This is a genomic window from Telmatocola sphagniphila, from assembly GCF_018398935.1.
In the GTDB taxonomy this organism is placed as follows: domain Bacteria; phylum Planctomycetota; class Planctomycetia; order Gemmatales; family Gemmataceae; genus Telmatocola; species Telmatocola sphagniphila.
In genome coordinates, this window is the sequence record NZ_CP074694.1 from 3,805,516 (window position 1) to 3,831,903 (window position 26,388).

The 26,388-nt window shown below is 51.6% G+C and carries 26 protein-coding genes and 1 tRNA gene; 14 read left to right on the forward strand and 13 right to left on the reverse strand.

Annotation, left to right across the window (positions count from 1 at the left end; all coding sequences use genetic code 11):
- Positions 1 to 60: 60 nt before the first annotated feature.
- Entirely contained in the window at positions 61 to 396 is a 336-nt protein-coding gene (locus KIH39_RS15080) for a hypothetical protein (protein WP_213494061.1), read from the reverse strand.
- A 96-nt stretch (positions 397 to 492) separates the two neighbouring features.
- Here KIH39_RS15080 and der point away from each other — a divergent pair, with 96 nt between their 5' ends.
- The 3 genes from der to KIH39_RS15095 all read left to right on the forward strand — a co-directional run bounded on the left by der (position 493) and on the right by KIH39_RS15095 (position 6,714).
- Positions 493 to 1,977: a ribosome biogenesis GTPase Der gene (gene der, locus KIH39_RS15085; RefSeq protein ID WP_213494062.1), complete on the forward strand. Its 1,485-nt coding sequence runs from the start codon at positions 493 to 495 to the stop codon at positions 1,975 to 1,977.
- A 298-nt stretch (positions 1,978 to 2,275) separates the two neighbouring features.
- Positions 2,276 to 2,833 (forward strand): dCTP deaminase, encoded by a 558-nt coding sequence (gene dcd / locus KIH39_RS15090; protein ID WP_213494063.1) that lies wholly within the window; start codon positions 2,276 to 2,278, stop codon positions 2,831 to 2,833.
- 191 nt (positions 2,834 to 3,024) lie between these two features.
- On the forward strand, positions 3,025 to 6,714 hold the full coding sequence (locus KIH39_RS15095) for a vitamin B12-dependent ribonucleotide reductase (RefSeq protein ID WP_213494064.1): 3,690 nt from the start codon (positions 3,025 to 3,027) through the stop codon (positions 6,712 to 6,714).
- Between the two features lie 72 nt (positions 6,715 to 6,786).
- On the opposite strand, the gene KIH39_RS15100 is transcribed toward KIH39_RS15095, so the two are convergent.
- A complete protein-coding gene (locus KIH39_RS15100) occupies positions 6,787 to 7,677 on the reverse strand; it encodes a DUF1559 domain-containing protein (protein WP_213500433.1) in 891 nt (296 codons plus the stop codon).
- Positions 7,678 to 7,863: 186 nt separating this feature from the next.
- Between KIH39_RS15100 and KIH39_RS15105 the strand changes: the two genes are divergently transcribed.
- Positions 7,864 to 8,949 carry an IS630 family transposase gene (locus KIH39_RS15105; RefSeq protein WP_213494065.1) on the forward strand — a complete coding sequence of 362 codons (1,086 nt, stop codon included), beginning with the start codon at positions 7,864 to 7,866 and terminating at the stop codon, positions 8,947 to 8,949.
- On the opposite strand, the gene KIH39_RS15110 is transcribed toward KIH39_RS15105, so the two are convergent.
- The 5 genes from KIH39_RS15110 to fusA form a co-directional block, all read right to left on the reverse strand.
- Positions 8,844 to 9,914, reverse strand: a complete 1,071-nt coding sequence (locus KIH39_RS15110) for a hypothetical protein (RefSeq protein WP_213494066.1) — start codon at positions 9,912 to 9,914, stop codon at positions 8,844 to 8,846. The genes KIH39_RS15105 and KIH39_RS15110 overlap by 106 nt on opposite strands.
- Before the next feature lie 64 nt (positions 9,915 to 9,978).
- A complete protein-coding gene (locus KIH39_RS15115; protein WP_213494067.1) occupies positions 9,979 to 10,527 on the reverse strand; it encodes a hypothetical protein in 549 nt (182 codons plus the stop codon).
- A 4-nt stretch (positions 10,528 to 10,531) separates the two neighbouring features.
- Complete coding sequence (locus KIH39_RS15120) at positions 10,532 to 11,146, reverse strand: DUF1573 domain-containing protein (RefSeq protein ID WP_213494068.1); 615 nt, start codon at positions 11,144 to 11,146, stop codon at positions 10,532 to 10,534.
- 336 nt (positions 11,147 to 11,482) lie between these two features.
- Complete coding sequence (locus tag KIH39_RS15125; protein WP_213494069.1) at positions 11,483 to 11,998, reverse strand: hypothetical protein; 516 nt, start codon at positions 11,996 to 11,998, stop codon at positions 11,483 to 11,485.
- Positions 11,999 to 12,084: 86 nt separating this feature from the next.
- On the reverse strand, positions 12,085 to 14,286 hold the full coding sequence (gene fusA, locus KIH39_RS15130) for an elongation factor G (RefSeq protein ID WP_213494070.1): 2,202 nt from the start codon (positions 14,284 to 14,286) through the stop codon (positions 12,085 to 12,087).
- A gap of 251 nt (positions 14,287 to 14,537) precedes the next feature.
- Between fusA and KIH39_RS15135 the strand changes: the two genes are divergently transcribed.
- From KIH39_RS15135 to KIH39_RS15175, 9 genes are all read left to right on the forward strand, one after another.
- A complete protein-coding gene (locus tag KIH39_RS15135) occupies positions 14,538 to 15,554 on the forward strand; it encodes an AAA family ATPase (protein WP_213494071.1) in 1,017 nt (338 codons plus the stop codon).
- Between the two features lie 373 nt (positions 15,555 to 15,927).
- On the forward strand, positions 15,928 to 16,230 hold the full coding sequence (locus KIH39_RS15140) for a hypothetical protein (protein ID WP_213494072.1): 303 nt from the start codon (positions 15,928 to 15,930) through the stop codon (positions 16,228 to 16,230).
- A 66-nt stretch (positions 16,231 to 16,296) separates the two neighbouring features.
- Positions 16,297 to 17,154 carry a DUF1559 family PulG-like putative transporter gene (locus KIH39_RS15145; protein ID WP_213494073.1) on the forward strand — a complete coding sequence of 286 codons (858 nt, stop codon included), beginning with the start codon at positions 16,297 to 16,299 and terminating at the stop codon, positions 17,152 to 17,154.
- Between the two features lie 79 nt (positions 17,155 to 17,233).
- Entirely contained in the window at positions 17,234 to 18,115 is an 882-nt protein-coding gene (locus tag KIH39_RS15150) for a DUF1559 family PulG-like putative transporter (RefSeq protein ID WP_213494074.1), read from the forward strand.
- A 166-nt stretch (positions 18,116 to 18,281) separates the two neighbouring features.
- Entirely contained in the window at positions 18,282 to 18,788 is a 507-nt protein-coding gene (locus KIH39_RS15155) for a MaoC family dehydratase (protein ID WP_213494075.1), read from the forward strand.
- A gap of 111 nt (positions 18,789 to 18,899) precedes the next feature.
- Complete coding sequence (gene gltX / locus KIH39_RS15160; RefSeq protein WP_213494076.1) at positions 18,900 to 20,438, forward strand: glutamate--tRNA ligase; 1,539 nt, start codon at positions 18,900 to 18,902, stop codon at positions 20,436 to 20,438.
- Positions 20,439 to 20,510: 72 nt separating this feature from the next.
- Positions 20,511 to 21,500 (forward strand): adenosine kinase, encoded by a 990-nt coding sequence (locus tag KIH39_RS15165; protein ID WP_213494077.1) that lies wholly within the window; start codon positions 20,511 to 20,513, stop codon positions 21,498 to 21,500.
- A gap of 26 nt (positions 21,501 to 21,526) precedes the next feature.
- The gene (gene thpR / locus KIH39_RS15170) at positions 21,527 to 22,135 is read left to right on the forward strand and encodes an RNA 2',3'-cyclic phosphodiesterase (protein ID WP_213494078.1); all 609 of its coding nucleotides are present in this window, start codon (positions 21,527 to 21,529) and stop codon (positions 22,133 to 22,135) included.
- Between the two features lie 59 nt (positions 22,136 to 22,194).
- Positions 22,195 to 22,268: transfer RNA gene (locus tag KIH39_RS15175), tRNA-Arg, on the forward strand.
- A gap of 251 nt (positions 22,269 to 22,519) precedes the next feature.
- Here KIH39_RS15175 and KIH39_RS15180 read toward each other — a convergent pair.
- The 4 genes from KIH39_RS15180 to KIH39_RS15190 form a co-directional block, all read right to left on the reverse strand.
- A complete protein-coding gene (locus KIH39_RS15180) occupies positions 22,520 to 22,981 on the reverse strand; it encodes a tetratricopeptide repeat protein (RefSeq protein ID WP_213494079.1) in 462 nt (153 codons plus the stop codon).
- Positions 22,930 to 23,445, reverse strand: coding sequence for a tetratricopeptide repeat protein (locus tag KIH39_RS15185; RefSeq protein ID WP_213494080.1), 516 nt, complete (start codon positions 23,443 to 23,445; stop codon positions 22,930 to 22,932). Before KIH39_RS15185 ends, KIH39_RS15180 begins: the two co-directional genes overlap by 52 nt.
- Positions 23,446 to 23,624: 179 nt before the next feature.
- Complete coding sequence (locus tag KIH39_RS26860) at positions 23,625 to 23,747, reverse strand: hypothetical protein (RefSeq protein ID WP_261352904.1); 123 nt, start codon at positions 23,745 to 23,747, stop codon at positions 23,625 to 23,627.
- 200 nt (positions 23,748 to 23,947) lie between these two features.
- Entirely contained in the window at positions 23,948 to 24,547 is a 600-nt protein-coding gene (locus KIH39_RS15190; protein ID WP_246539703.1) for a TIGR02996 domain-containing protein, read from the reverse strand.
- Between the two features lie 256 nt (positions 24,548 to 24,803).
- Here KIH39_RS15190 and KIH39_RS15195 point away from each other — a divergent pair, with 256 nt between their 5' ends.
- Positions 24,804 to 25,178, forward strand: a complete 375-nt coding sequence (locus KIH39_RS15195) for a hypothetical protein (RefSeq protein ID WP_213494082.1) — start codon at positions 24,804 to 24,806, stop codon at positions 25,176 to 25,178.
- Positions 25,179 to 25,229: 51 nt separating this feature from the next.
- Here the strand turns inward: KIH39_RS15195 and KIH39_RS15200 are convergent, their stop codons facing one another.
- Positions 25,230 to 25,808 (reverse strand): TIGR02996 domain-containing protein, encoded by a 579-nt coding sequence (locus KIH39_RS15200; RefSeq protein WP_213494083.1) that lies wholly within the window; start codon positions 25,806 to 25,808, stop codon positions 25,230 to 25,232.
- Positions 25,805 to 26,371, reverse strand: a complete 567-nt coding sequence (locus tag KIH39_RS15205; RefSeq protein WP_213494084.1) for a TIGR02996 domain-containing protein — start codon at positions 26,369 to 26,371, stop codon at positions 25,805 to 25,807. Before KIH39_RS15205 ends, KIH39_RS15200 begins: the two co-directional genes overlap by 4 nt.
- Between the last annotated feature and the right edge of the window lie 17 nt (positions 26,372 to 26,388).

Here is a 26,388-nt window from a genome sequence, read left to right on the forward strand (position 1 = left end):
CCTTTGGAGCCTGTCCTTTTTTAACTTTATAGCTGAATGCTGATTGCTGATCGCTGACCGCTACTTCGCAATAAACGAAAGCAGCGAAAAACCCTTCGCTGCCGCCTCATGCAGGGTCGTCCAAGCGGCTGTCACGCGCTTTTCCTCGTCTTCGCGAAACTTTTCATCGAATTGAGATTTGGCGAATGGGCCGGCGCAAACCATCGGCTCGAAATCTCTGTGCAGGATATACTGACCCACTTCCGGGCAGCAGCGAATGTGACAATCGGCGTGCTGATGCAGCACTTCGATGCCCACTTCCCCCAGCAGATATCGCAAATAAAGCAGAGATTCCGGCAGGGTATCCACCGGTAACCGGCATACCGCACAGATATACCCTTCGTCGCAGCGGGCCATATTCGCACCACATTTCCGATAAATTCGCGGCCTTGAGCTATCCGCATTATAAAAAGAGAGATTGCAGTATTCGCAATTTCTTCGGGAAGAAGTACCGTGGCAGTTCCCATCGTCGCCATCGTTGGCCGTCCCAACGTCGGCAAGTCGTCGCTTTTCAACTGGTTAGTGGGCCGACGAGTCAGCATCGTCGATCCCACGGCCGGGGTGACACGCGACCGTATCTCCGAAATCATCGAAGGGGAAGATTACTCCTTCGAACTGACCGACACCGGCGGTATCGGGATCGTCGACGAACATAAACTCGAGGCCGATGTCAGCAAACAGATTCAGACAGCCATCGAGGAAGCCACAGTCATTATTTTGCTGACCGATGTCCGTGATGGCGTGATGCCTTTGGATCTCGATGTGGCCGATCGGTTGCGAAATATCAGCAAACCAGTCATTCTGGTAGTCAACAAGTGCGATACTCCCGAACTGATGCTTCAAGCCAGCGATTTCCATCGTCTGGGCTACAGTCCGCTGATTCCCGTCAGCGTTCTCCAGCGCAAAAACAAAGATAAGCTTCTGGAAGCCATCACCGATCAACTGCCCAAAGACCAATCCGAAATTGCCGAAACGGACCTGAAGATCGCTATCGTCGGTAAACGAAACGTCGGCAAATCGACCTTCGTAAACAAAATGGCCAATGCCGAGCGCGTGATCGTCAGCGAGATTCCCGGCACAACTCGCGACAGCGTCGACGTCCGTTTCGAGCGGGATGGGAAAAACTTCGTCGTGATCGACACGGCCGGGTTGCGCAACAAAAGCAGCATGGCCAACAGCATCGAATTCTACAGTCAGGTGCGCGCCGAGGAATCGATCCGCCGGGCCGATGTGGTGCTGCAGTTTTTCGATTGCCGCGAAGACCTGTCGCGCATCGACAAACAGTTGGCCGGTTACATTTACAAGTACCAGAAACCGGCGATTTTCGTGGTGAATAAATGGGACCTGGCGCCGGAGCATGTCTCCACGGAAGAGTATGGGGAATACGTCGAGAAGATGTTCCCGATGCTCGATTTCGTGCCGATCGCTTTCATCACGGCCAAGCAGGGGCGAAACGTCTTCAAAGTCTGGAATCTGGCCCAGAATATTGCCAAGCAGTGCAAGTTACGAATAGGAACTGGAGAGCTCAATCGTCTGATCGAGGATGCCTGGACGAAGAACCCGGCGCCGCAAAAAGGCCAGCGGATGCCCAAGATTTACTACGCCACGCAGACGGCTGTCGAACCTCCCACCATTGTGATGATGGTCAATAATCCGGATCTGTTCGAGGAGACTTATCGGCGCTATTTGCTTCGATATCTGCGGGAAAACTCACCTTTCCAGGAAGTCCCGATCAAGATGGAATTCCGTTCCAAGAAGGATGCCCAGGAAAATAAGCGGATGGATCGGCCTGAAGGCATACCACTTGCAGGGTCGGAGAAGAAGCCGGTGCCGATGACGGATGGAACGAAGGCAAAGAAAACGGAAGCGACTAAACCTCCTCGCCCGCTGCGACCTAAAAAGCCGAAGCCGAAGAAGCCCGATTTGTGGAAGTTGTAGAGGGATAAAAGATCGCCCGTTTCCTTTCCCCGATTCCTTCAAAATTCGACAACTGACCTTGCGTTCGCTCGAATAGCGTGTATAATTGATTACACTACTTTAGTGCGATTTAATGAATTATTTATTAATTCCGGCGTAAATTGCCCAATTTGTGGAATCGTTACAATCGTTAATTTGGGATCATTTTGCCAGTCCCTTTTCGTGAAGGACCTAAGTAGAGATTTTGGCGGTGACAATGAGGTGGTTGCTCATAGAAAATGAGTGCCTACCACCTCGATAATCTCGCTGAAGGTACTCCATGGCTGTGCTCCCTGATTGGATGATTGAACGGGACGTTAAGATTGAGCCTTTTGAGCCTAATCTTTCTCGTCCGGGCGTAATTTCCTACGGTGTCACGAGCTATGGTTACGACGTGCGGGTGGACCGAAACTTCAAAGTTTTCACCAATGCCCGCTGCACGATTGTGGACCCGAAAAACTTCGATCCGCAGTCTTTTGTCGACATCGTCGGGGACTACTGTCTGATTCCACCCAATAGCTTTGCCCTTGCGGAAACCATCGAATGTCTCGAGATTCCGCGTAGTGTCATTGGAATTTGCGTAGGTAAGTCGACCTATGCGCGTTGTGGGATCATCGTCAATGTCACACCTATCGAACCAGAGTGGCGCGGCCGGGTCACTATCGAGATTTCCAACACCACTCCGCTACCCGCGAAGATCTATGCCGGGGAAGGAATCGCTCAAATTCTTTTCATCCGGGCAGAAGACAATTGTCGCATCAGCTACGCCGACAAAAAGGGTAAGTATCAAGACCAGAAAGGGTTACAACTACCCTTCGTCATCACCAAATCTTCTTGATTTTCATAATAGTTTTTTAACCCCCTTCCGAGGCGGCTTTTTCGCTTGCTTTGGGGGGTCGGTGGATGTATAGATATGACTCTCGTCAGGATTGACCTGTGCCACTAATCGGAATAATCGGCAAAGTCCTCGCAATCGTTAAATTCGTTTGAACGCAACTGGACGCTAAGATCACTAAGAACGGACTTTTCATGCAAATCACCCGTAAATATACCGCTGAAGGCCAGGATCCATTCTCGTCGATCAAATTCGCACCCCGAACCTCGCGAATTGTGAACCCGAATGGGACTCTCGTCTTCGAAATGAAGGATATTCAGGTCCCGGAGAGCTGGTCGCAGGTCGCCGTCGATATTCTGGCTCAAAAGTACTTCCGCAAAATGGGAGTGCCTCAGAAGTCTCAACACGTCTACGAAGAAAGTGTTCCGCACTGGCTGCAGCGTTCGAAGCCCCTGGAAGGCGATCCCTGCGATCTCTCGGAAAACGATTCCCGACAGGTCTTTCGACGCCTCGCCGGCTGCTGGACTTACTGGGGCTGGAAAGGCGGTTACCTTAAGACCGAACAGGATGCCCGCGCCTTCTTCGACGAAGTTTGCTTCATGCTCGCCACCCAGATGGCGGCCCCCAACAGCCCGCAATGGTTCAACACAGGCCTGCACTGGGCCTATGGCATCGAAGGCCCACCGCAAGGGCACTACTTCGTCAACCCGCTGACCAAACAGCTGGAACGATCGACCTCCGCATACGAACGACCCGCCCCGCACGCCTGCTTCATCCAATCGATCAAAGACGATCTGGTCAATGAAGGTGGCATCATGGACCTCTGGGTCCGCGAAGCCCGCATCTTCAAATACGGTTCCGGTACCGGTTCCAATTTCTCCGATATCCGAGGTGAAGGCGAATCGCTTTCCGGCGGCGGCAAGTCCTCCGGCCTGATGAGCTTCCTCCGCATCGGCGACCGCGCCGCGGGCGCCATCAAGTCGGGAGGCACTACCCGCCGGGCCGCCAAGATGGTCGTTCTCGATCTCGATCACCCTGACATCGAATCGTTCATCAACTGGAAAGTCATCGAAGAACAGAAAGTCGCGGCCCTGGTTCAGGGCTCCAAGCAACTGAACCGCCATCTGAATGCGATTCTGAAAGCCTGCACCGCGACCACCGATGCCGAGCGCTTCGACCCGCGCAAGAATTCGGAACTCCGCAAGACCATCCGCGACGCCAAGGCCGAGCTGGTTCCCGAAAATTACATCGCCCGCACGATACAACTGGCGATGCAGGGGATCACCGAACTCGAAATCGAAGAGTACGATACCGACTGGAACTCCAAGGCCTACGCCACGGTCTCCGGCCAGAACAGCAACAACAGCGTTCGCATCACCAACGAATTCATGAAAGCCGTCGAGAACGATGGCCCCTGGCATCTCTACGCTCGCACGGAAAAGCGAAAGGCCCAAAAGCAGAGCCGGGAACCCAAGCCGTTCAAGACCATGAAAGCCCGCGAACTGTGGGATGAAATCGCCTACGCGGCCTGGACCTGTGCCGACCCAGGCGTGCAATACGACACTACCATCAACGAATGGCACACCTGCCCGGCCGGCGGATCGATCCGGGCTTCCAATCCCTGTTCGGAATATATGTTCCTCGACGATACCGCCTGCAACCTGGCGTCGATGAACCTGATCCGGTTCTACGACGAAAAAACTCAGCGCTTCGATGTGGATTCCTACATCCACGCCTCGCGACTGTGGACCATGATTCTGGAATTCAGCGTCTACATGGCGCAGTTCCCCAGCCAGCCGGTCGCGCAACTTTCCTACGACTACCGCACGCTGGGCCTCGGTTACGCCAACATCGGCGCCCTGCTGATGCAGCAAGGCATTCCGTACGATTCCGACGAAGGCCGGGCCTGGTGCGGCGCGCTGACTTCGATCATGCACAGCGTGGCCTACTCCACCTCCGCGGAAATCGCTTCCGAAGTGGGGCCGTTCGTTCGCTTCGCGGAAAACCGCGAAGCGATGATGCGCGTCATCCGCAATCACCGTCGGGCCGCTTACAACACGCCTTCGGAAGAGTACGAAACTCTGACGGTTCATCCCGTGGGTATCGATCCCGCCGATTGCCCCGAATACCTGCTCCAGTCGGCGCGCACCGAAGCCGATCGCATGCTGGCTCTGGGCGAAAAACATGGCTATCGCAATGCCCAGGTTACCGTCATCGCGCCGACCGGCACCATCGGCCTGGTCATGGATTGCGACACGACCGGCATCGAGCCCGACTTCGCCCTGGTGAAATTCAAGAAACTCGCGGGCGGCGGCTACTTCAAGATCATCAACTCTTCGGTGCCACCCGCCCTGAAGCGGTTAGGCTATAGTGAACGGCAGATCGAAGAGATCGTCCGCTACACCCGCGGTTCCGGTTCGCTGGTCGGCTGCCCGCACGTGAACAAGGAAAGCCTGATGGCCAAGGGCTTCAGCGAGGCGAGCATCGCCCGCATTGAAGCCGGCCTGCCCAGTGCTTTCGAACTGCAATTCGCCGTGAATCGCTGGACCGTCGGCGACGATGCCCTGCGGAACGAACTGCGTCTGTCGCAGGAAGTTTACGAAGCGCCGAACTTCGATCTGCTCAGCCACCTGGGTTACAGCAAAAACCAGATCAGCGAAGCCAGCGAATACGTCTGCGGCACCATGACCATCGAAGGCGCTCCGCACCTCAAGATGGAACATCTTCCCGTATTCGACTGTGCAAACAAGTGCGGCAAGCGCGGTCAGCGCTTCCTGAGCGCCCAATCGCACATCCGCATGATGGCGGCGGCTCAGCCGTTTATCTCCGGAGCGATCTCCAAGACAATCAACATGCCGCATAACGCGACGATTCAGGACGTTAAAGACGCCTATCGTATGAGCTGGCAGTTGATGGTGAAGGCGAATGCCCTGTACCGCGACGGATCCAAGCTCAGCCAGCCTCTCAACAGCGTGGCCGATGCTCCCGAAGTCGATGCGCTCAAGGCGGCTGATGAACCGGAAGCTCCCACCATCGAGCCAATTCGCGTGGCCGAGCGCGTGGTCCGCTACCTCGCCAAACGCCGTCGTCTGCCCGATCGCCGGGCAGGCTACACCCAGAAGTCGCGTATCGGCAACCACAAGCTTTATCTGCGAACCGGAGAATACGAAGACGGCTCGCTCGGCGAGATCTTCGTCGATATGCACAAGGAAGGCGCGGCCTTCCGTAGCATGACCAACTGCTTCGCCATCGCGATTTCGCTCGGCCTGCAGCATGGCGTGCCGCTCGAAGAATTCGTGGACGCGTTCGTCTTCACCCGTTTCGAACCCAACGGCAGCGTGCAGGGCAACCCGCACATCAAGATGAGCACCTCGATCATCGATTACATCTTCCGCGAACTGGCCGTGACTTACCTGGGTCGCTACGATCTGGCCCACGTCAGCCCGGAAGATCTTCGCGGCGATGCGTTGCACGATGACGAAGAAGATGAGCCCGAGTTCGATGGCGAAGACATTCTGCCGGAAACTCCTTCGGAGACGGTCAGTAGCTCCCGCCGGATGGCCGTGCCTCGTTCGGAACATCTGAAGCCGGGCAATGGCACCAATGGCCACGGCACCACCCCCAATGGCAACGGAGCCAAGGGGAATGGAGCGAACGGTCACGGTCATGCCAACGGCGGCTCAACGGTCCTCGAAAAACCACGATATGTTTCGCCGGTACCGAGTACTCCTGTCCGTCCGAGCAGCACGGCCGAGAAGGTCAAGCAAGCTCGATTGAAGGGCTACGAAGGCGATCCCTGCGGCGAATGCGGTGCCTTGACGCTGGTTCGAAACGGCGCCTGTTTGAAGTGCGACAGCTGCGGCGCCACGAGCGGGTGCAGTTGAGAAGCGAAGGGTTTATAACACACCTGCGCGTACGGGAGGAATACCGTACGCTTCGTCGGTTTAAATTCAAACTTACTCTGAAATCACTTCTCCGCCATTGCGAGTTCCAAGTGCGGGAAGAAGCGAGTCACTGGCAAATGTTAAAAATCTAACTGAGCCATCCGCAAAAGCAAAATTCGCGCCGCCAGGATGGTCACTCCAATATTGAAATGTGGAGCAAAACGACAGTGGATTCGCTTGTTGAAAGTGATAAGGCCCAATAGGGCATTTCGGGTAAATTGGCCCTATTTGAGAATTATTCAAGGCTCTCGTTCCCATCGTATAATCCAAAGTTCCCGTTCCATCCTGTCCGATACCCGTATACCACCATCCGAAGCGGAACTCGGGACTCGGCGGACGTTCCCCAGCGATAAGCGTATGGCTGGAACCATCCGCAATTTGCAAATGATCGATCCTGGAATCGAAAAAAATTACTCCATCTGTCGAACGAGAATTGGTACCGGCATTAGCAAGATAATTCGTATAGGCATAACTACTGTTCAAATAAAGATGCGTCTTACCGGAGTTAGGATCAGACGGACATTGAAGAACGGGGACTACAAAAGACAATCCATAATGTCGGGGTGATATTGGGCTAGTACTGACGCCCAGATCCATCTGCTTTTGCTTCTCCAGGGACTCCTGTTCTAGATAAGGAAGAATCTTGGTGATCCAGCTCAATCGAAAATCGATTTCACGGCTCGCTTTCGATTTTCTGGCGGAAGGAAATTTGTCGAAAGTATTGTGATAGTTTTGAAGTGCCAGGTTGATTTGTTTCAAGTTGTTTCGACATGACATGCTTGCGGCGGCTTCTCTCACTTTTTGTATCGCTGGTAAAAGCAAAGCGATCAAAACGGCCACGATGGCAATCACGACAAGCAACTCAATTAGGGTGTAAGCTGCGTATTGGTATTTTGATCGCATAGATTGCTCTAACTTTTTTGACTTCGTGAAAACCGTCTCAAAGCAAAGATAATTGCTATTGCCAAGAAAGTAACAGGAATCAGATAAAGACGCGATCCATTAGCAGAAGTCCTAGTGTAGTGTCCCAGAAATAGCGTTACTTTTAGCTCCTTTTTGCGGTTTACTCTATAGAGGAGGAGAAAACCCATGAAAGTCGCGCTGCCAATCTTACTTTCTGACGAGGAACGACAAACTTTGACTTCTTGGTCTCGGGGACGAAGTACTCCCGCTCGGCTGGTCCTGCGGGCGAAGATCATACTCGCAGCGGCCGCGGGTGTACGGAACAAGGACATTGCTGAGGAATGCGGCACGTCGAAGCCCACGGTGGCGCGCTGGCGGACCCGATTTGCGAAGCTGCGTTTGGCGGGTATCGAACGGGACGCTTCGCGGCCGGGTCGAACGCCAGCGATCAGCCGGAAAGTCGTCGAAGAAATTCTCCGCAAGACCACTCAGGAGAAACCATCCGGTGCGACTCATTGGAGCACACGAACGATGGCCCAAGAGGTAGGAGTGAGCAAAGCCACCGTGCAGCGGGTCTGGTCGTCCCACGGTCTGAAGCCTCATTTGCATAAGACCTTCAAGGTATCGAATGATCCTCAATTCGCCGAGAAACTGTGGGATGTAGTGGGCTTGTACTTGAACCCTCCCGAGCACGCCCTGGTGCTCAGTTGCGATGAGAAGAGTCAGATACAAGCCCTTGATCGCACGCAAAAAAGCTTGCCCATGGTACCCGGCCGTTGCGGCACTCTGACTCACGATTACATGCGTCATGGCACCACCACTCTGTTCGCGGCTTTGAACGTGGCCGAGGGAATTGTGATTGGCGAGTGCATGCCGCGACATCGACACCAGGAATGGATCAAGTTTCTCAAACGGATCGAGACGGCCACCGATCCGTCCTTGGATTTGCATTTGATCGTGGATAACTACGCTACGCATAAGCATCCCAAAGTTAAGCGTTGGCTAGCCCGGCATCCTCGATTCCACATGCATTTCATCCCCACGAGTAGTTCCTGGATGAATCTGGTGGAGCGTTGGTTTCGCGACTTGACGGACAAACGACTGCGTCGAGGGACATTTCGAAGCGTGCCGCAATTAATCCAGGCGATTGAAGGCTACATCGATCATCACAACAACACAGGAAAGGGATTCCAGTGGACCGCCAAAGCCGAGGCTATTCTGGAGAAAGTCCGCCGGGCGAGGGCTACCTTGGATAAAACACATTCTGTGTGAGACACTACACTAGCATTATCGCTTGGAAATTCGTCCAAAGAATCAAACTTCATGCCGTAAATTTCAATCTCTTGTGACGTAGGCTGTCTGAGAACTTTACCGTCATAAAAAAGACTAGATTGAACGGGATTTTTTTTGTTTAACAAAACTGTACAGGCAACAAACACGTTGGGATGAAAGCCGACGACGCCAGGACTCCAATCAAAATCTTCAATTTTTGCCAGCCATCGAACCTCGCTAATCACGACGTCTTCCACTAACTTATAATTGCCGGAAGAGATCGTCTTTTTGATCTTAGTCGGAAATAAATCGCTGTTAGAGTTATAAATAGATTCGACACTTACCGAACTACTAAATTGCGAATCCTCAAGAGTCGTTTTCTCTAATCTATTCAATTTTAAATTGATAAAATACCTGAGATAGCCTGATTTATCTTTGAACCGGAGTTCTATACAACAAATGTCGCCATGGGATAAAGAACTGTTCACCCGCGGCTTCTCATAAATTTCGAGCAAATAAGGACGGGTATAATCGGAATCAATTCCTTCCGGTTCAAACGTATAGAAGCCGATCAATCTCAAATCAAAAACCATTTTGCTTTCATAAGCTTCCTTTTTAGTTCTTGCGAATAAAAATGGCTTGGTGTCATTACTCTCGGAGGAACTAACAAAGAATAGATCTCTGTCGGGCTGATAGCAGCCATTACAAAGTTTGTAGCTATAACTTTCACGCCCCTCGTCGCGATGCAATTCGCAATAAATTCTCCTGCCAAATTGTGCATGACCAAGAATGAGATGCTTTCTTCTCGTCTTGCCTGAGGAAAACACCTCCTCGCGATCAATGGACAACTTGATACTAATATTACTGCTTGCTCGTCGCTCGAAAATCTTGTGTAAAAGTTGTGATGGGTCTGCAAACTGAGGTTTTAGTTGCATTGCTATTGAGAGTACTGCAAGACAAAACATCCTGAACCCCACAGATAGTAAATTCAAATTCTTCAGACAAAACTTTGTACAGGCCGCGAGCAAGCTACTCCATACTGAAAAAATCGTCGCACTTATCAAGTATCAATGGCCACCCCATTTCAGCTGGCTGCGCGGGCAGAATTACTACTGGCCAAGGTGCATTAGGATTGTTGGGATCGCAGCCATCTTGCTGATATATAGGCGCACCCCACTTATTCACTTTCCGTAGATTTGATTTGCATTTTTTGTTGACGCCATCCCATTTGCAATCATAATCAGTCGTACAAACTAATTGAGCCATAGATGTCATTCTTACTCTTGAATATGAATTTCGGATTGTACGCAAAACTTCTTCTTGTTCAGTAGTGCTATAGATATTGCTTTCGCAATCCGTCAGCGAAGTATAAAGATCGCAAGGCGAACCAAATGTTTCTCCACAAGGCTCCTGAAAGAGCATCTGTTCACAATCGTCCCCCCTAACCTGTTGATGAGTAATCACGGCCCCTACCGTAATGATCGCGAAACAGAAACACATTGCACGACAAGAAGAATTAGCGAATTTTTCTCTAATCATAATCAAATCCTTTTTAGAATGGACTAATTTTGCTTTCATGGGCTTACTTTTTAATAATAAAAGGAATTCTTGGCCAAAAAGCGGGCGGCTCAGATGTTTTAACCACAATCGTATGCCCGACAAATTCGCTCAGTAGCGCATGCGGACTTACGCTTAATATATACACCCCTGACGTCTGACCTTGCACTACAGCAACCAAATTTGTAGTACTTGACACTTCCAGAATCTGATCCAAGCCAATCACGCCCGGTTGGATCTGCAAATCAATTTTCTGAGTACATTTATCAATTTCAATAATCTTCTTATCTAGTTTTAGCCTCGGCAGAATTTGGGCCTTTATTTTCAGTACGACATTCAATGTTTTTTCTTTATATTTACAAATAAATTCAATTTTCCTCTCGGCCTCACCTTGCAGATTACCTGCTTTAAAAACAACATTTATGCTCGAATACTCACCCGGCTCCAACTTTTCTTTCTCAATCATCGGTGATGAACAAGAACAAGAGGACAATGCATTAACTATTGCAATTGGCTGCAAGGTCGCATTAACTAACTTCACTTTAATATTTGAACTTTCAAATTGTCTGGCATTCTCAATGAATACATCTGGTTGATCCAGATAAATCCTCTCATGAATTACTTGGCTAGGCAGGGTCATAAAAACTATTGCAAATGAACAAATGCTGAAAGCCGCGAATAAAATTATTTTTAACATGAGGGCATGTTAAACCGCAAAAAGCTCATGTCAACCGGAAAAATAAATTATTTTTCAAATTTAAGCTGCTTTCTGCTTTGTAGTGAAAATTTTTTTGACTAGAAAATTCTAGAATTCATGAGCGATTGAAATGTACCGCCAAAATTTTGTAGCGAAAAAGAACTACCTTCATTCAAAGTGAATTGGTTCTAGTCAGAGTCGCGTGCCAAAAGCCCATTCATAGGCAAGAAAAAAATAAGTATTATTTCGGTTCACTTACTCGATAATTCGTTTTTCGCCCTACCCCCTCTTCTGAAATCCCTGCTTCTGCGCCCGCTCGATGATCCGGTCCATAGCCCCTTGCTTCATCAGATCGCCCACGGGCACTTTGTCCACAGTTCCGTTCTTGCTCTTGCAGAACATAGAAGTACTTCGGTTACGGCCGTTCTGTTCGTCCTTGATTTCTATCTCGACGATGTCCGCAAACTTCACGTTATGCACCTTGGGCGAGAACCAGAAGCCGGTTTGCAGTTCAAAATGATCGTCATCCACGATCAGGTGATCATTAAACATCCCCGGTCCAGCTACCAGGGCGGCTACCGGTCCGACAATCAGAAGTGTCCAGCCGTACTTGGAATTCACGCGTTTCAGAAAGAACCCGATCACCCCTGCGGCGAGTCCCCCCAGAATTACCGCCAACGGTACCCAGAAGGCGAACTTCACCGTCAGCTTATTGCCTTCACTCGTTTCTTCGGTGCAGCCGGTCAGAAACAGAAGAGTTAACGGGACAAAAAATGCGACGGTTCCGCGAGTCATTGTCAGGCTACCTCTCTGGAAATCGGGGTTTAATTTTGGGCTGGGGCAAACAAAAAAAGGGACGCTTTCGCGTCCCTGGAGGATCTTTACTTCTTGGCGTCGGGCTTGGGAATATCCGCCAGTTCTTCGCGGACTTCCTGGTAGTGGCTGAACTCCATGCTGAAGCTTGCGGTGCCCGAGGTCGCCCCACGCAGGTCGCTGGTATAACCGAAGAGATTCGCCAGCGGAACCTTGGCATTGATGTAGCCGCGGCCCTTTTCCGAGCTGATTTCTTCGATGATCCCGCGACGACGGTTGATATCGCCGGTGATCGCCCCCTGATAACTTTCAGGAGAAACCACAACCACTTTCATGATCGGTTCCAGCAGTCGAATCCCCGCGACCAATTGCACTTCGCGGAAAGATTCCTTACCGGCCAATTTGAACGCGTCCTGCGAAGAGTCCACATCGTGGGTCTTACCGTCATAAAGCACACACTCGACGTCAACCACCGGGAAGCCGAACTTGGCCCCCTTCTTGGCGACTTCGCGGATACCGGCTTCCACGGCCGGGATGAATTCCTTAGGAACCACACCCCCGACGATTTCGCTGGCGAAGTAGACGTTGTTGGGATCGGGTTGTTCCCCATCCTCCGCCATCTTGTTCTTCCAGCGTTCGATGCCTTCCGCATCCAGCGGAGTATACCGCATCCGAATCACAGCGAACTTACCGCTACCGCCGGTCTGCTTGATGTAGCGGGTTTCGTATTCCATCGCCCGGGCCAGACATTGACGATAAGCAACGCGCGGTTTACCCGTCGTCACTTTCACGCCCGGATTACGCATCAACTTACCGACGGAAACTTCCAGGTGAAGCTCGCCCATCCCGGAGAGGATCAGGTCCTTGGTTTCTTCGTCCGTATGGAACTTGATCGTCGGATCGTCGCGGGTCAGCTTGTTGATGGCCATACCCAGCTTGTCCGAATCGGTCGTTTTGTCCGGAATGATCGCCATCGAAATAACCGGTTTCGGGAACGTGATCGCTTCCAGAGCAATCGGGTGGGTCTCCGAACACAGGGTATGGCCGGTGTAGGTCTGCTTGAGACCGACGACGGCGGCAATCATACCGGGTGTGGCTTCTTCCAGGACCTGCTTTTCATTCCCCATCATGCGGTAAAGTCGGGCAATACGTTCTTCCCGGCCCACCGTCGTATTGAGAACGGTATCGCCTTGCTTCAACACACCGGAATAGACGCGAACGTACACCAAGTCACCGGTCGGTTCGGTAACCGTTTTGAAGGCCAGTCCGCTGAAAGGCTCTTTCGTATCCGGTTTGCGCTGTTCCTTCGTCTTGGTCTTCGGGTTGAAGCCTTCGACGGGAGGACGATCCACCGGACTGGGCAGGAAGTCGACCACCATGTCCAAAAGTTCCCGAACTCCATGGAACATCTTGGAAGTTCCACAGTGGACCGGGTTGAATTTGCCTTCCAAGGTCCCCTTACGGAGCGCTGCGAGCAGTTGCTTTTCGGGAATCTCCTGGCCTTCCAGGATCGCTTCCATCATCGCATCGTCCGCAGCGGAAGCCACGTCCAGCAGGGCTTCGCGATGCTTGGCGGCCGCCGCTTTGTGTTCATCCGGAATTTCGATCAGCTCGTACTTCTGGTTGGTCTTATCGTTCATGTCCTTCTTGACGAATTTCATTCGGATAAGGTCGATAATCCCTTTGAACTGATCATGTTCCCCGGCGGGAATCGTGCAAACGGCCGGCACGGCGTGCAGTTTCGTCCGCATCTGATCGACGCAGGCGAAAAAGTCCGATCCCAGTCGGTCGAGTTTGTTCACATAAGCGACGCGCGGCACTTTGTACTTGTTGGCCTGGAACCAGACCGTTTCGGACTGGACTTCCACACCACCGACGGCGCAGAACACCGTGACTCCGCCATCGAGCACGCGGAGAGAGCGTTCCACTTCGGCCGTGAAGTCAACGTGACCGGGGGTATCGATGATATTGATGGCAATATCGTTACCTTCGTGGTCTTTCCAGTCGATGGAAACGGCGGCCGAGTTAATGGTAATACCGCGGGCGCGTTCTTCCGGGTCGAAGTCGGTCGTGGTGTCGCCGTCGTCGATATCGCCGACCTTGTGCTTGGTACCGGAGTAGTAGAGAATACGCTCGGTTGTGGTCGTTTTGCCCGCGTCCACGTGGGCAATGATGCCGATGTTTCGAACTTTATCGAGCATAGTTTTGTGATCGGCCGGCCGCCTGCCCGGCTCCCCAAATGAAAAAAGCACCCCCGGCAGATGCACCATGCATCCGCTCCTGTGCCCGTATTGAGGCAGGGTGTACTTGAGAATGGTCCTTTGTGCCGAAAGGCGGGTTCACAATATTAATTAGTTGAGAATTCCCGCCCCGGACAAAAGGACGATGCTGCTTGAACAACAGTCGCCCGTTTATTTAATCGTATGGGTGAAGTAAATAGCGTCCACAGCATTTAGCCGGCGCTTCGCCTATACAATTCAGGCGGAATGATATCAGAATACCCCCGACTGCGGATGAAGATATGGCGAAGAACCCCGTACGCGAAGATTGGTCTCAGGACGAGTTGCGAAAGGAAGCCGATGCCATCCGCAAGCGGATCAGCCGATTTCGGGAAGCGCTCAGCCGATTTTTCGTCAAAAAGCAGGAAATTATCGACCTGATGGTCGTCGCGGCCGTGGCTCAGGAGCCGATTTTGATCGTCGGCCCTCCCGGCACGGCCAAGTCGGAACTGGTCGTCAAATTCAAGGACGCTTTAGGGGTGAGCCAGGAAGATTACTTCGAATATATGCTCACTCGGTTTACCGAACCCTCCGAGATAATCGGGGCGATCGATATCCAGGAATTGCGGGAAGGGAAATATATCCGCCGCAAGGAAGGAAAATTGCCGACCGCCCGCATCGCCTTCCTGGATGAGATCTTCAAATCGAACTCGGCCATTTTGAATATCCTGCTGACGATCATCAACGAGCGGAAATTCTACCAGGACGGCATGCCCGAATCGGTCCCGCTGCGAATTCTCTTCGCCGCGACCAACGAAATTCCCGAGCAGGGAGAATTAGCGGCGCTTAGAGATCGATTTGTACTCAAAGTCCAAAGTCGATCGGTCCGCGACGAGTACTTCACGGAACTGATTGATTCCGGTCTACAGTCCGAGAGTTCGAAATCGCTCAATCAGAAGCCCTGGGCCGAAGGCATAGCCAGCCTCGAAGATTTCTTGAAAGCGAATCGATACCTCACTTATCAGTTTGCCCAGCAGGAAACCGATCCTCAGGGCGAGGAACTCAACGACCGAAAAAAGTTCTTCCCGGCCGAGACATTCCGAGAGTTTCAACGGCTAATCAAGACACTCGCTCGGGAGGACAAGATCTTTATCTCCGACCGCAAGCTGGTGAAGTTGTACAAACTACTGCGCGTCCGCTCCTGGCTCTTCTCCGGCGGCACGGTCACCCGAGACGACCTGAAATTACTGACATATCTGGGGGAAACGTTGGCGGAAATCGATCATTTGAGGGAGAAGGTGCCGTTGTTATTGGGATAATATCGACGCGACATTGAGCACTGCAAATCACTGTCAGTATTTTTGTAATTTATTTTTTATTTTAAAATTATTTTCTATTTACTTTTTATAAAGTTAGATTACCATTCGTCGAAGAGTGCAATTATGAAAGCCTTTTGAGCACGCTGGTTTCTCGTAACAACAGCATTTCATATGCATTCCTCGCAAAACTCGCCAAAATCAGATTTACTATGAAACTGGCTAGTTAGCGATTCACTTACAGCACCAAAGGAGAATCACTAATGAAGAGGTTGCAATTGTTTTATTCACAGTATTATTCTTTGCGTCTGATCTAAGAGCGCAGAATGATGGTGGGAATTCAGTAACATTGGCACCTGTAGTTTCAAAAGATGGGATGAAAGTAGAAGTTTCTGTTTCTCACGTGCTTGGGAATGGCTATACGTTACAGCTAATCTCTGTTAATATCACTCAGAAAATCGGATTTATGAATGCCTCCGTATCGATAGGTTCTGGTGCTTTTCAAGCAGTTGCACCTGCCGTCATTCCCTCCCCCGCTTCAGCTACATTCGAAACGAGTGATAATGCAAAGCTTCAAGTAGCGTACCATGTCAAAGTAACGGCGACGTTCAAAGACAATCTGGGCAACACCAAAACTCTGACAGATGAGGCGGACAATTTAACAGGTTTGAAGCCATAGTCTTATGATTTCGAGGTTTAACTATTACAAATAAATTTTTCAAGGAAGAACATGAGAAATCAATCCGTGCGATATATAAATCGAGGATTTAGCTTAATAGAAACGATTGTCGTCATAGCCATAATTGGCTCGATGATCGGCTTGTTGCTTTCCGCAATTCAAATGGTAAGACTTCAGGCAAACCGAATGGAAAGTGCCAACAATCTACGGCAAATCATTATCGCAACGCATAATTTCGCATCCGATCGACAAGGAGTACTTCCTAGCTACGTCCCCTATCATCCGAAATACAAAGGCATTAAGAAAAAGGGGTCGCTATTACAAAAATTGCAGCCTTATTTTCAATGTCCGATGGTTACCTTTCATACCAAAGATGACGATCTGGAATTTCTAACACCCAAAATCTTTCTGAGCCCGACCGATTCTTCCTTGGCGGCATTTCCCGTGTCTCAAGAGTCTTGGGGCAATATCAGTTACGCCTTCAATGCCTATGCATTTTTGCTCGATAAAAATTTGAACTCCAGTTTTTCGGATGGAACTTCAAATACCATCGCCTTCGCGGATCGTTATGCCCGAGCAGACATTTCGGTCCGAGGAGGCAATTTACGCTATGACGTTACCGGATTCCAGTACGACATCTTCTGGAGAGTGCCGAGTTTCGCGGATGAATTGTGGGGAGATGTTGTTCCGGTAACCACTAATTCAGTACCTATCACAACTCAACCCTCGGTGCCCGGTTTGACCTTTCAGCCGGCGCCGGACCCTCACAATTTCAATCCGAGCCTTCTAAGTTCGCACGTAAAATCCGGGTTGGAAACGGCTTTTTTCGATGGCTCAGTCCGGACCATAACTCCAACCATCGCTCCGTCCGTTTTCTGGTCGCTGGTAACTCCCAACGCGGGGGATGCTACCCAGAATTTTTGAGCATCATCGAAAGCGAAATATTCTAGTGGATTGTCGTGAAAAGCGTTTTTGAAACTTCCATGAAGTCCCAGGGATGGGTATGAAAAGAACTTCACTCCACTCTCGAAGCTTTGCTTTCACACTCATCGAAGTCTTGGTGGTTTTCGCCATCGTCGGGCTGATGATCGGATTACTTCTGGCAGCCATTCAGGCGGTAAGAACCCAAGCTCGTCGCCTAGAGAGTTCCAATAATCTTCGACAAATCGCCTTGGCCACTGTCACTCACGCAACGGATCATCAGGGGAAAGTGCCGAGCTATATACCCTTTCATCCCCGGTACGAACAGCAACAACCCAAGACGTTGCTCTTCAAAACTCTCGAATCGTACTTGCAGTGCCCGATGGTCACCTACCATACCGGATCGCTAGCTGCCTCTCAAAAGGTAGGAGACTTGACGCTCAAAGTGTACCTGAGCCCAACCGATCCCTCGCTCAGCGTCTTCCCGGTCTCCGATGATTCCTGGGGAAATATCAGTTATGCGTTCAATGCTGTCGCATTTTTGATGGAAAGAAACTACGACTCGGGATTTCCCGATGGCACTTCGAACACCATCGCATTTGCCGACCGCTATGCCCGTGCCGGTTCGCGGGTTGTCGGCGGCTCGATTCGCTACGATATCCCCGTTTTTCAGTACGACTGGATTTGGAGAACGCCCAGTTTTAGCGACGAACTCTGGGGAGATGTGATTCCAGTAACTCCCAATAAACTTCCTATCCTCACCCACCCTTCAACGTCGGGTGTTACCTTTCAGCCCGCACCCGACCCCCGTAACTTCAATCCGCATGTCTTAAGCTCCCATCTTGCCTCGGGAATACAAACTGCCTTTTTTGACGGCTCGGTGCGCACAGTAGCCCCTTCAATTACCCCGTCGATATTTTGGTCCCTGATAACTCCGGCAGCGGGAGATCTGACTTTGGAGTAGCTCCTCTAATCCCTTTGAAAAATGCGGGGCAAACGCCCCTCTTTTTTGTTCGTTAGCCCACTTAATCTTGCCGAAAAGAAGCATTTTCTGATAAACTGCATTTTGGAAGGTTGTCACCACTTTCCGAACCCGAGGCCCTTGGCCAAAAAGTATCCGGATTTCTGCAATGTCTTTTTCCAGTGCGCACCTCTATTTTGATGACGTTGAAGTTGGTGCGGAATTCGAATCACTCGGCCGAACTGTGACCGAGACGGACATCGTCAATTTCGCTGGCCTGTCCGGCGATTTCAACCCGATTCACATGGACCACGAATTTGCCCGATCGACTCCCTTCCGGCGTCCGATCGCGCATGGCCTGCTGGTTTTTTCCATCGGCTCCGGCCTCGGCGTCTCTTCTCCTCCCATGCGAACGATTGCTTTCCTTTACGTTAAGGAATGGAAATTTGTGGGGCCGATCTTCGCGGGCGATACCGTTCGGCTCAAGTCCCGAGTACTTCAGAAGACACCCCGGGGCCGCGGCCGTCGCGGAGAAATGCACTGGTATAGGGCTATCTCCAATCAGGAAGGCAAAATCGTCCAGGAAGGTACACTGGTCACCATGGTTGAAGCCCGGGCCATGCACCAGCATCCGATATCGAAACTGGACGAGTCGGCCTCTCCTGAAGCCGAATAAGAAATCCCCTGCCCCGCAGCCATAACCATCCCCAATTCGCTCTGCTCCATATCATAACTGAACTTGTGAACATTCGCGCCCCAAACCGGGCGCTTCATCTATCAGCGAAGTATGGCTATTCGTACCCGATTTGCACCCAGTCCGACCGGTTACCTTCATATCGGCGGCGTCCGCACGGCCCTGTTCAACTGGCTGCTCACCAAGCGTCACGGTGGGCAATTCATCTTGCGCATTGACGATACCGATAGCGAACGCAACCGGGCCGAAGCACTGCAACCGATTCTGGACGGCTTTCGCTGGCTCGGCATCAACTGGGACGAAGGACCGGAAATCAACGGGCCCTATGCCCCCTATTACCAGAGTCAGCGAAATCAGAACTACATTGATGCCGCGATGAAGCTCCTCGAAGCCGGGCACGCCTACCCGGACTACATGACCAAAGAAGAGTTGGAAGCGGAACGCGCCGCGGCCATCGCTGCCAAACAAGCTTACGTCCATCGCGGGCCCCACCGGAACACTCCGGCGGCCGAGTGCGTCCGGCTTTATAAAGAGAAGCCGACGACGCTGCGCTTCAAAGTGCCGCTGGATCGACTCTCGGTCGTCGAAGATCTCATCTGCGGGCATTGCGAACAGCAGACCAATCTGCTCGGCGATCCCGTGATTCTCCGAGCCGACGGCCGAGCCCTGTACAACTTCGCTTCGGCCGTGGACGATATGGCCTTGAAGATCACCCATATTGTTCGGGCCCGCGAACACCTGGCCAATACCTACGTTCAAGTGCTGTTCTTCGAAGCTCTCGGGGCGGAAATGCCCAAATTCGGCCACGTTCCCGTGGTGAATGAGCCGAAGTCGAAAAAGAAGCTCAGCAAGCGCGACATGGCCAAGTTCGTTACACCCGATATCCGCAAAAAGCTGAACGCCATCGGCTACACCGACGAGCAAATTGAAACCCGCAACGATCTCAACCCGGCCACCGTCGCTTTCTACAAGGAAATGGGCTACCTGCCGGAAGGGATTGTAAATTACCTCGGCCGGCTCGGCTGGTCGCTCGACGACAAGGCCGAGTTCATTCCCATCGATCAGATGATTGCCAACTTCGGCCTGGAACGGGTCAACGATTCCCCGGCCAGCTTCGATCCCGACAAGCTCTACTGGCTGTGCGGCGAGTACATGAAGCTGAAGCCGATCGACGAGAAAGTCGAAGGTTCCATCCCGTTCCTGCAGCGTGCCCAACTGATCGGCGAGAACGTCGACGCTACCACCCGCGAAAAGATCAAGCAGATCGTGATCGCCTGCGGCGACCGCATCAAGCTCTATTCCGATATCCTGCAGTTCGGCGGACCGATACTTACTGCCGAAATCAGCTACGATCCCAAAGCAGTCGAAAAACGGCTGAAGAAAGCGGGAGCCGCCGAACTGTTAACGGCCTTCGCCGAGAAGATGAAAACGCTCGACCCCTTCGACGCTCCCACCCTCGACAAGTTGCTGCATGATGTGGCCACCGAAAAAGGGGTCAAAGCGGCGGATCTGGTCCACCCGTTGCGAGTCGCGACCACAGGAACGGAAGTGGGCTTCAGCCTGTTCGATACCCTGGCGCTGCTGGGTAAAGAGGTCTGCCTGCAACGAATTGAAAAAGCCCTGAAACTCTAACCATTCGCGGAGCCTCTCCGAATAGTTCAACGCATCGCGAATGATTTAATTACTTCGTATTCAACAACACCTATGAAAACTTTTCACATCTGCGGTCTGGGCAATGCCATCGTCGATATCTTCTTGGAAATCGACGACCAAGATTTCAAACAGTTAGGCTTCGAGCGGGGCACCATGCGACTCGTGGAAGCCGAAGATCAGAAGCAACTCCTGCACAGCTTCCAGGGCAAAGAACCAAGGCTGGCTTCCGGCGGCTCGGTCGCCAATTCGATCATTGGCTTCACTCAGCTGGGTGGCCGGGCGGCCTTCATCGGCTGCGTCGGCGACGATCGCTACGGTCTCTTCTACCATCGCGAATTTGAACACCTGAACATCGAAATGGGCGTTCCCATCATCGTCGGCGAGACGACCGGCACTAGCGCCATCATGATCACTCCGGACGCCGAGCGGACCATGCGGACCTGTCTGGCCGTATCGAGTCATTTGGCGGACCGCCACGTCGATGAGGAACGCATCAAGAGCAGCGAATGGCTGTTCATCGAAGGGTATGTGATCGCCAATCCCGTGACGGGACAATCGGCCGTGCGCAAAGCGGTTCAAATCGCTAAAAGGCACGGCGTGAAAATCGCCCTCACCTGCTCCGATGCCTTTATTCCCAATGTCTTCGGCGATTGTTTCTTTGAAGTGCTGAAGAGCAGCGATCTGTTGTTCTGCAATGCGAGCGAGGCCGCCGCTGTGACACAAGGCACTTCGGCGGCAGAAAGTTTCGCCAAATTGAAATCGCTGGTTCCGAACGCCGTGCTGACCGACGGCAACCAGGGAGCCCACTTCCGCTACAACGGCAATGAAGGGCATGTACCCAGTTTCCCTTGTGAACCGAAGGATCTGACGGGCGCTGGCGACATGTTTGCCGGAGCTTTCCTCTACGGAATTACGCACGGCTACACCCCCGCCGATGCGACCAAGGCCGCGAACTACCTGGCCATGAAGGTCATCCTTCAAATTGGGGCCCGGCTGCATCACGACACGCAATTCGAATGGCAGACCGCCCTGACGATGTGATTTCAGGAATTTTTTGAAGCAAAAGCATGGCACGACTTCGTACATTTATTGCCGTGGAACTTTCCGAGCGAATTCGTTCCGCGTGTCTGGATCTCCAACTGAGCCTGACTCTTCCCGGGGCGCCGGTGAAGTGGGTTTCAGAGGACAATTTCCACATCACCCTGCTCTTTCTGGGCGAGGTGAACGAACTCGATCTGGTGGCGATTTGCCGTTCGACGCAGAAATCTTTGGCAAAGCAGAAATCTTTTCAGATCACCGTCGGCGGACTGGGCTGTTTTCCGACGCCGCGACGGCCCAAGGTGCTTTGGGCCGGAGTTTCCGAGGGCCAGGAGCAACTGGCCAAGCTGCATGCCAAGCTGGAAGCTCCCTTAATGGAGATAGGCTGCTATCGTCGGGAAGAACGGAACTATACGCCGCATTTGACGCTGGGCCGGATCGAGCCGGTGGAAGCGGAGACGGAAGCGCCGCGAATTACTGGAGAGAAAGCGGAGGAGATTAGCTGGCCGCAGATTATTCGGGATCATGAGGAGTGGAAGGCCGGGTATTGCGACGTGAACGAGGTTCTGGTGATGACCAGTGAACTTCGCCGTTCGGGTCCTGTCTATTCGGTGGTGGCCCGCACGCCGTTGGGATAGGGGGAATCCGTCCGCACGGGACTATTCTCGCCGTGGCTGACCCCATAATTTAGTAGTAAGCCCTCGTAGCTCAGCTGGATAGAGCAACGGATTTCTAATCCGTCGGTCAGGCGTTCGAATCGCCTCGAGGGTACTCCCCCTTTTCTGCAGCGTCCTGTCGCACAAATTCTAGCGGAATATTCTTCGTTCCCAAAAACCACTCTCGAACTGAACCGACAGCTGTTGCGGTGGTGATTGAACCCAAGCGCCGTCAACGTGTTGCCCAGGACTAGGGCACGAAGCTGGTAATGGGAAGGGGCTGAGAGGGATCTCGGCCCCTTTTTTGTTTGTAGCCGTTTGACGGCCAAGGATATCAGAGAAAGGTAAAGCTGCAAATGTTACTAATCATTCCCGCCAGGGCTTCTTTTGCTTGTAGAGTTCTAAACGCTTCCGAGCTTTCTCGCCATCTTCCTTTTCGTAATTTTTGTTATTCAATGCCTGCTCTTGGTATTTGATCGCCTCATCGAATCGACCTTCGGCCGCAGCGATTACACTAAAAGCCTCATTATTGTAGGGACTAGATTTTCGTAGTTCGATAACTTGTTTAAGCAATTCTTTGGCTTTCGGGATGTCCCGTAGTTTAACATCCTGGCACAATGCGAGAAGATAGACTTTGTGAGTCCAGGTTAACGCATCTTTCGGATCGAGACGAATCGCCTCGTCGTAATCGGAGAGCGCTTTGTCGTACTCTTTCTTGCCAAGCCAAGCAAAGCCGCGACTGCCGTAGGCTGCGGCCAAGTTCGGATCGAGACGAATCACTTCAGAATAATCGGAGACGCCTTGTCGTACTCCTTCTTGCCACGCCATACGTTGCCTCGATTGCCGTAAGCTATTGCCTCGTTCGGATCGAGACGAATCGCCTCGTTGAAATCGGAGAGCGCTTTGTCGTACTCCTTCTTGCAGAACCAAGCATGGCCGCGATTGAGGTAGGCTCTGGTATCTTTTGGGTTTTTCCCGAGATATGTCGTGTAATCCATTATCGCATTATCAAGTTCCCCTTTTTTGTCCCAGGCCACAGCTCTACGATATAAAGCCCAGGTTTGGTTCGGATCGGCTTTGTAAATATCGCTGAAAAATTCGGGAGCATCGGCAATCAGAATGAAATCGTTCTTTATCACCCAACCTTCCCGGAAACCATCCCAGATTCGAAGCAAGCCTTCTTTCTCTGAGTCCACGGTAAAAACGGGAAAATTCGACAGCTCGTAATAAATCCGCTTGTTGTTGCTCCAATCGCTGAACTTGATTTGCTTCTGATCCTGTTTCCTTGCCATAACTTGCTCACCGATCCAGGATTTTTCTTGGGCCTGTGTGAAAGGAGAGCACAACAACAAAACAATCAGGCAACGGGCCAGCATGGCAACAGACCTCGGAACGAGTAACGTTTGCTTGAGATAGTATTCCGATTGAGAGCAAATTTCGCAAGGGCAATAACTTAACGAAAGTAGATGACTCACACCCGCACAAAGTAGTACGTCTGCTCCCGTTTCCCGGTCGTGCTGTCGATCCAGGTCAGCATCTCGAAATCGCCCGTTCCGATCAAGAAGTACCACTCGCCTTTCTGGGGCAGGATCACAGGCTCGGGTTCAAAGGCCTCTGGATCTTGGCGCGCGTACCTGGCTCCCTTCAGTGTGAATTCCCCCTTGCGATCACAGCTCTACGGATCGAGCTGGAGCCAGAGCGGCCGACGCTGGAGATTGGCCAGGGTCCATTTGGAGGAGCTGCGTTGCATGCAGGTATCAGAACAGGCGGGCGGGGCGTGGGCGAGGTCGGTTGTCAGCTCGACTTATTCTGTTCAACTGGCCACACCATCTTCGGCAGTCCCGCCAGTTCTCGCCCGTAGTCTACGCAGGCGCGGGAGAGAGCTTCGAGGGCAGATTCGGAATCAATGAACCTACTGATTGGCCCACGGTGCCTCTTGAATCCGGTTAGTAGATCGAAGATCTCCGTCTCAATCACATTCTCAGACGGTTGAAATCCTTGAATTAAAGGATGACCTCTATTTAACCAGGTCGGTCCGCGTTGATCCGAAAAAGGCCGCTTATCCGTCAGCTTCACCCGCGTGAGGGGATGCTCAGAGAATAGCTCTTCCGCGTGCTCCATGAAGTTGGAGCAAGAGCATTCAAGCGATTCAAAAAATCCCCTGCATTGATCATATTCAAAGAATCTTTCTCCAGTAATTTCGTCGATATCAGTAGCAAGAGAAATTATCATCGAAGGTCGCACAATCTGTTCGCGAATAAATTCTGCCTCCCGCACTTCCCCTATCTCCTCCAGCCAATCCCCATAGATCAGTCGGGGCGTGTCATCAAAAGGCGTCTCACAGATTCGTCGGAGGAACGCGGCGCGGTCGGATGCAGTTTGAGTTGGCATCATGTCGATCAAGATATCCGTTTAGGCTTGACCGCTCCAGAAAAACAGGGCAAAATCTCAATGAAGGGTACATTTTTTTTGAGTGCATACCCTTCATCAGAATGATTTGAGGGACAGTTCGAAGCTTCGCGAACGGGCGATTCTGAGAAATCCTTAGTTCCGAAATACTTACTCGCCGCCGAACCCATCCCGATTTGCCCGTATCCTTTCGTAATCCCGTTCACCAAACGGAACTCGAACATCGCTAGAGACCTTCCCCATGCCGTCCCGTTCGAAAAAAGTTGATCCTCGCTTACTGGGAAGCTGGAAATCGGATCGCCGGAAGACATTCCAGCACTTTAAGCCGAAAGCAAATTGTCCGCCGAGCAGTTTCAGGAAATTGAAAGCGATGTTCGGGAAATTGGTGATCACTTGGCGACGCAATACCTATGTGACCAACTTGGATGGATTTCGAAGAACCTATCGATACGAGGTTATCGCCACAGATTCTTCCAGCGTGGTGATTCGCTATTACGACGAATTCAGTCCTCAGGGAAGTCTCCGGCAAATCAACTTTTCTGGCGACTATTACTGCATGGCGGCGTCGGGCGGCAGTTTATGCGAGTACTTTCGAAGAATCCCGAATGAGGAATGACCGCAAGTCTCTTTCAATATTTCCATTAAATCTCTCGAAGCGGAATCCACTTCAAAGATCGACTTTAGGCCATTCCAGCTTCGGCAACCCCGCTTGCTCTCGTCCGTATTCGACGCAAGCGCGGGAGAGGGCTGCAATAGCAATTTTTTTTGAATCGAAGAACGGATAGTCAGTCCTCACCCATCCGGGCGGCTTGTCCATCAACTCAAAAATCTCATTTGGTATAAAACAAGAATATCCTACTGAAGTTGCATCCCAACCAAATCTCGGCTCTCCTCTTTCATGTTCAAATCTATCCGCTGCAGGTGTTTTATCGATTAGGGTTACTTGAATTATTGGGTAGAGTTCAAAGATTTGCTTCGCGTGCTTCATGAAATCATCGCATTCCATCGACAGTTCGCAGCACATGCCATTACGCAGCTGGATCATAAACCTCTGATCGCCAAGAACTAAATCCTGCTCGAAAACCTCTTCGCTGCATGCTCGGATCTGACGAATCCAATTGGTCTGCTCCGGTTGATGTTCTTCCAGCCAGTCGGCGAAGATCAAGCGACGAGTCTCGTCGAACGGGTTCTCGCGGATCTTGCGAATGAAGGCGGCGCGGTCGATTTCCTGCTGGGTGGGATTCATGCCAGCTTCTCCCAGTCAATTGCGGGTAGCCCCGCTTGCTCTCGGCCGTAATCGACGCAGGCACGGGAAAGGGCATCAATAGCTTCTCTGCATGTGTGAAAAGCAATACCTGTTCTATTGGGTTGATGACACATCAAATCAATAAACCTTTGAGGTACCGAATTACTGTTTATTAATCGATGATTTGAAAATTGGTCACTTACCCAAACCCAGTATTCATTTTGCCGTGCTTTTTGAGGTTTCTTACCTTTGATCGATACCTCAATGATAGGAAATTTCAAGAAAATCTCTTGTGCGTTCGCAAAAAATGTCGGGACATCGAACTTAATCGAATCAAAGACTCCTTTCGCTTTAGGATTGACGAATACCTTTTCCTCGATCGAAAGGATCAAAACTCCTCGAGCGGGTCCGGGTACCGATCTTCGAACAAGAATTGCCTGTCCTTCCTGTCCAATATCTTCCAACCAGTCCGCATAGATCAGCCGCGGCGTCGGATCGAACGGGCTCTCGCAGATCTTGCGAATGAAGGCGGCCCGGTCGATTTCCTGCTGGGTGGGATTCATGCCCTCTAGCATAGCCG

Excerpts from the sequence above, each read along its gene's own strand:
- KIH39_RS15080 (WP_213494061.1), bottom strand. The coding sequence starts at position 396 with ATGGCCCGCTGCGACGAAGGGTATATCTGTGCGGTATGCCGGTTACCG.
- dcd (WP_213494063.1), top strand. The coding sequence starts at position 2,276 with ATGGCTGTGCTCCCTGATTGGATGATTGAACGGGACGTTAAGATTGAG.
- KIH39_RS15095 (WP_213494064.1), top strand. The coding sequence starts at position 3,025 with ATGCAAATCACCCGTAAATATACCGCTGAAGGCCAGGATCCATTCTCG.
- KIH39_RS15100 (WP_213500433.1), bottom strand. The coding sequence starts at position 7,677 with ATGCGATCAAAATACCAATACGCAGCTTACACCCTAATTGAGTTGCTT.
- KIH39_RS15105 (WP_213494065.1), top strand. The coding sequence starts at position 7,864 with ATGAAAGTCGCGCTGCCAATCTTACTTTCTGACGAGGAACGACAAACT.
- KIH39_RS15110 (WP_213494066.1), bottom strand. The coding sequence starts at position 9,914 with ATGTTTTGTCTTGCAGTACTCTCAATAGCAATGCAACTAAAACCTCAG.
- KIH39_RS15115 (WP_213494067.1), bottom strand. The coding sequence starts at position 10,527 with ATGAAAGCAAAATTAGTCCATTCTAAAAAGGATTTGATTATGATTAGA.
- KIH39_RS15120 (WP_213494068.1), bottom strand. The coding sequence starts at position 11,146 with ATGACCCTGCCTAGCCAAGTAATTCATGAGAGGATTTATCTGGATCAA.
- KIH39_RS15125 (WP_213494069.1), bottom strand. The coding sequence starts at position 11,998 with ATGACTCGCGGAACCGTCGCATTTTTTGTCCCGTTAACTCTTCTGTTT.
- fusA (WP_213494070.1), bottom strand. The coding sequence starts at position 14,286 with ATGGTGCATCTGCCGGGGGTGCTTTTTTCATTTGGGGAGCCGGGCAGG.
- KIH39_RS15135 (WP_213494071.1), top strand. The coding sequence starts at position 14,538 with ATGGCGAAGAACCCCGTACGCGAAGATTGGTCTCAGGACGAGTTGCGA.
- KIH39_RS15140 (WP_213494072.1), top strand. The coding sequence starts at position 15,928 with ATGAAAGTAGAAGTTTCTGTTTCTCACGTGCTTGGGAATGGCTATACG.
- KIH39_RS15150 (WP_213494074.1), top strand. The coding sequence starts at position 17,234 with ATGAAAAGAACTTCACTCCACTCTCGAAGCTTTGCTTTCACACTCATC.
- KIH39_RS15155 (WP_213494075.1), top strand. The coding sequence starts at position 18,282 with ATGTCTTTTTCCAGTGCGCACCTCTATTTTGATGACGTTGAAGTTGGT.
- gltX (WP_213494076.1), top strand. The coding sequence starts at position 18,900 with ATGGCTATTCGTACCCGATTTGCACCCAGTCCGACCGGTTACCTTCAT.
- KIH39_RS15165 (WP_213494077.1), top strand. The coding sequence starts at position 20,511 with ATGAAAACTTTTCACATCTGCGGTCTGGGCAATGCCATCGTCGATATC.
- thpR (WP_213494078.1), top strand. The coding sequence starts at position 21,527 with ATGGCACGACTTCGTACATTTATTGCCGTGGAACTTTCCGAGCGAATT.
- KIH39_RS15180 (WP_213494079.1), bottom strand. The coding sequence starts at position 22,981 with ATGGCGTGGCAAGAAGGAGTACGACAAGGCGTCTCCGATTATTCTGAA.
- KIH39_RS15185 (WP_213494080.1), bottom strand. The coding sequence starts at position 23,445 with ATGGCAAGGAAACAGGATCAGAAGCAAATCAAGTTCAGCGATTGGAGC.
- KIH39_RS15190 (WP_246539703.1), bottom strand. The coding sequence starts at position 24,547 with ATGATGCCAACTCAAACTGCATCCGACCGCGCCGCGTTCCTCCGACGA.
- KIH39_RS15195 (WP_213494082.1), top strand. The coding sequence starts at position 24,804 with ATGCCGTCCCGTTCGAAAAAAGTTGATCCTCGCTTACTGGGAAGCTGG.
- KIH39_RS15200 (WP_213494083.1), bottom strand. The coding sequence starts at position 25,808 with ATGAATCCCACCCAGCAGGAAATCGACCGCGCCGCCTTCATTCGCAAG.
- KIH39_RS15205 (WP_213494084.1), bottom strand. The coding sequence starts at position 26,371 with ATGAATCCCACCCAGCAGGAAATCGACCGGGCCGCCTTCATTCGCAAG.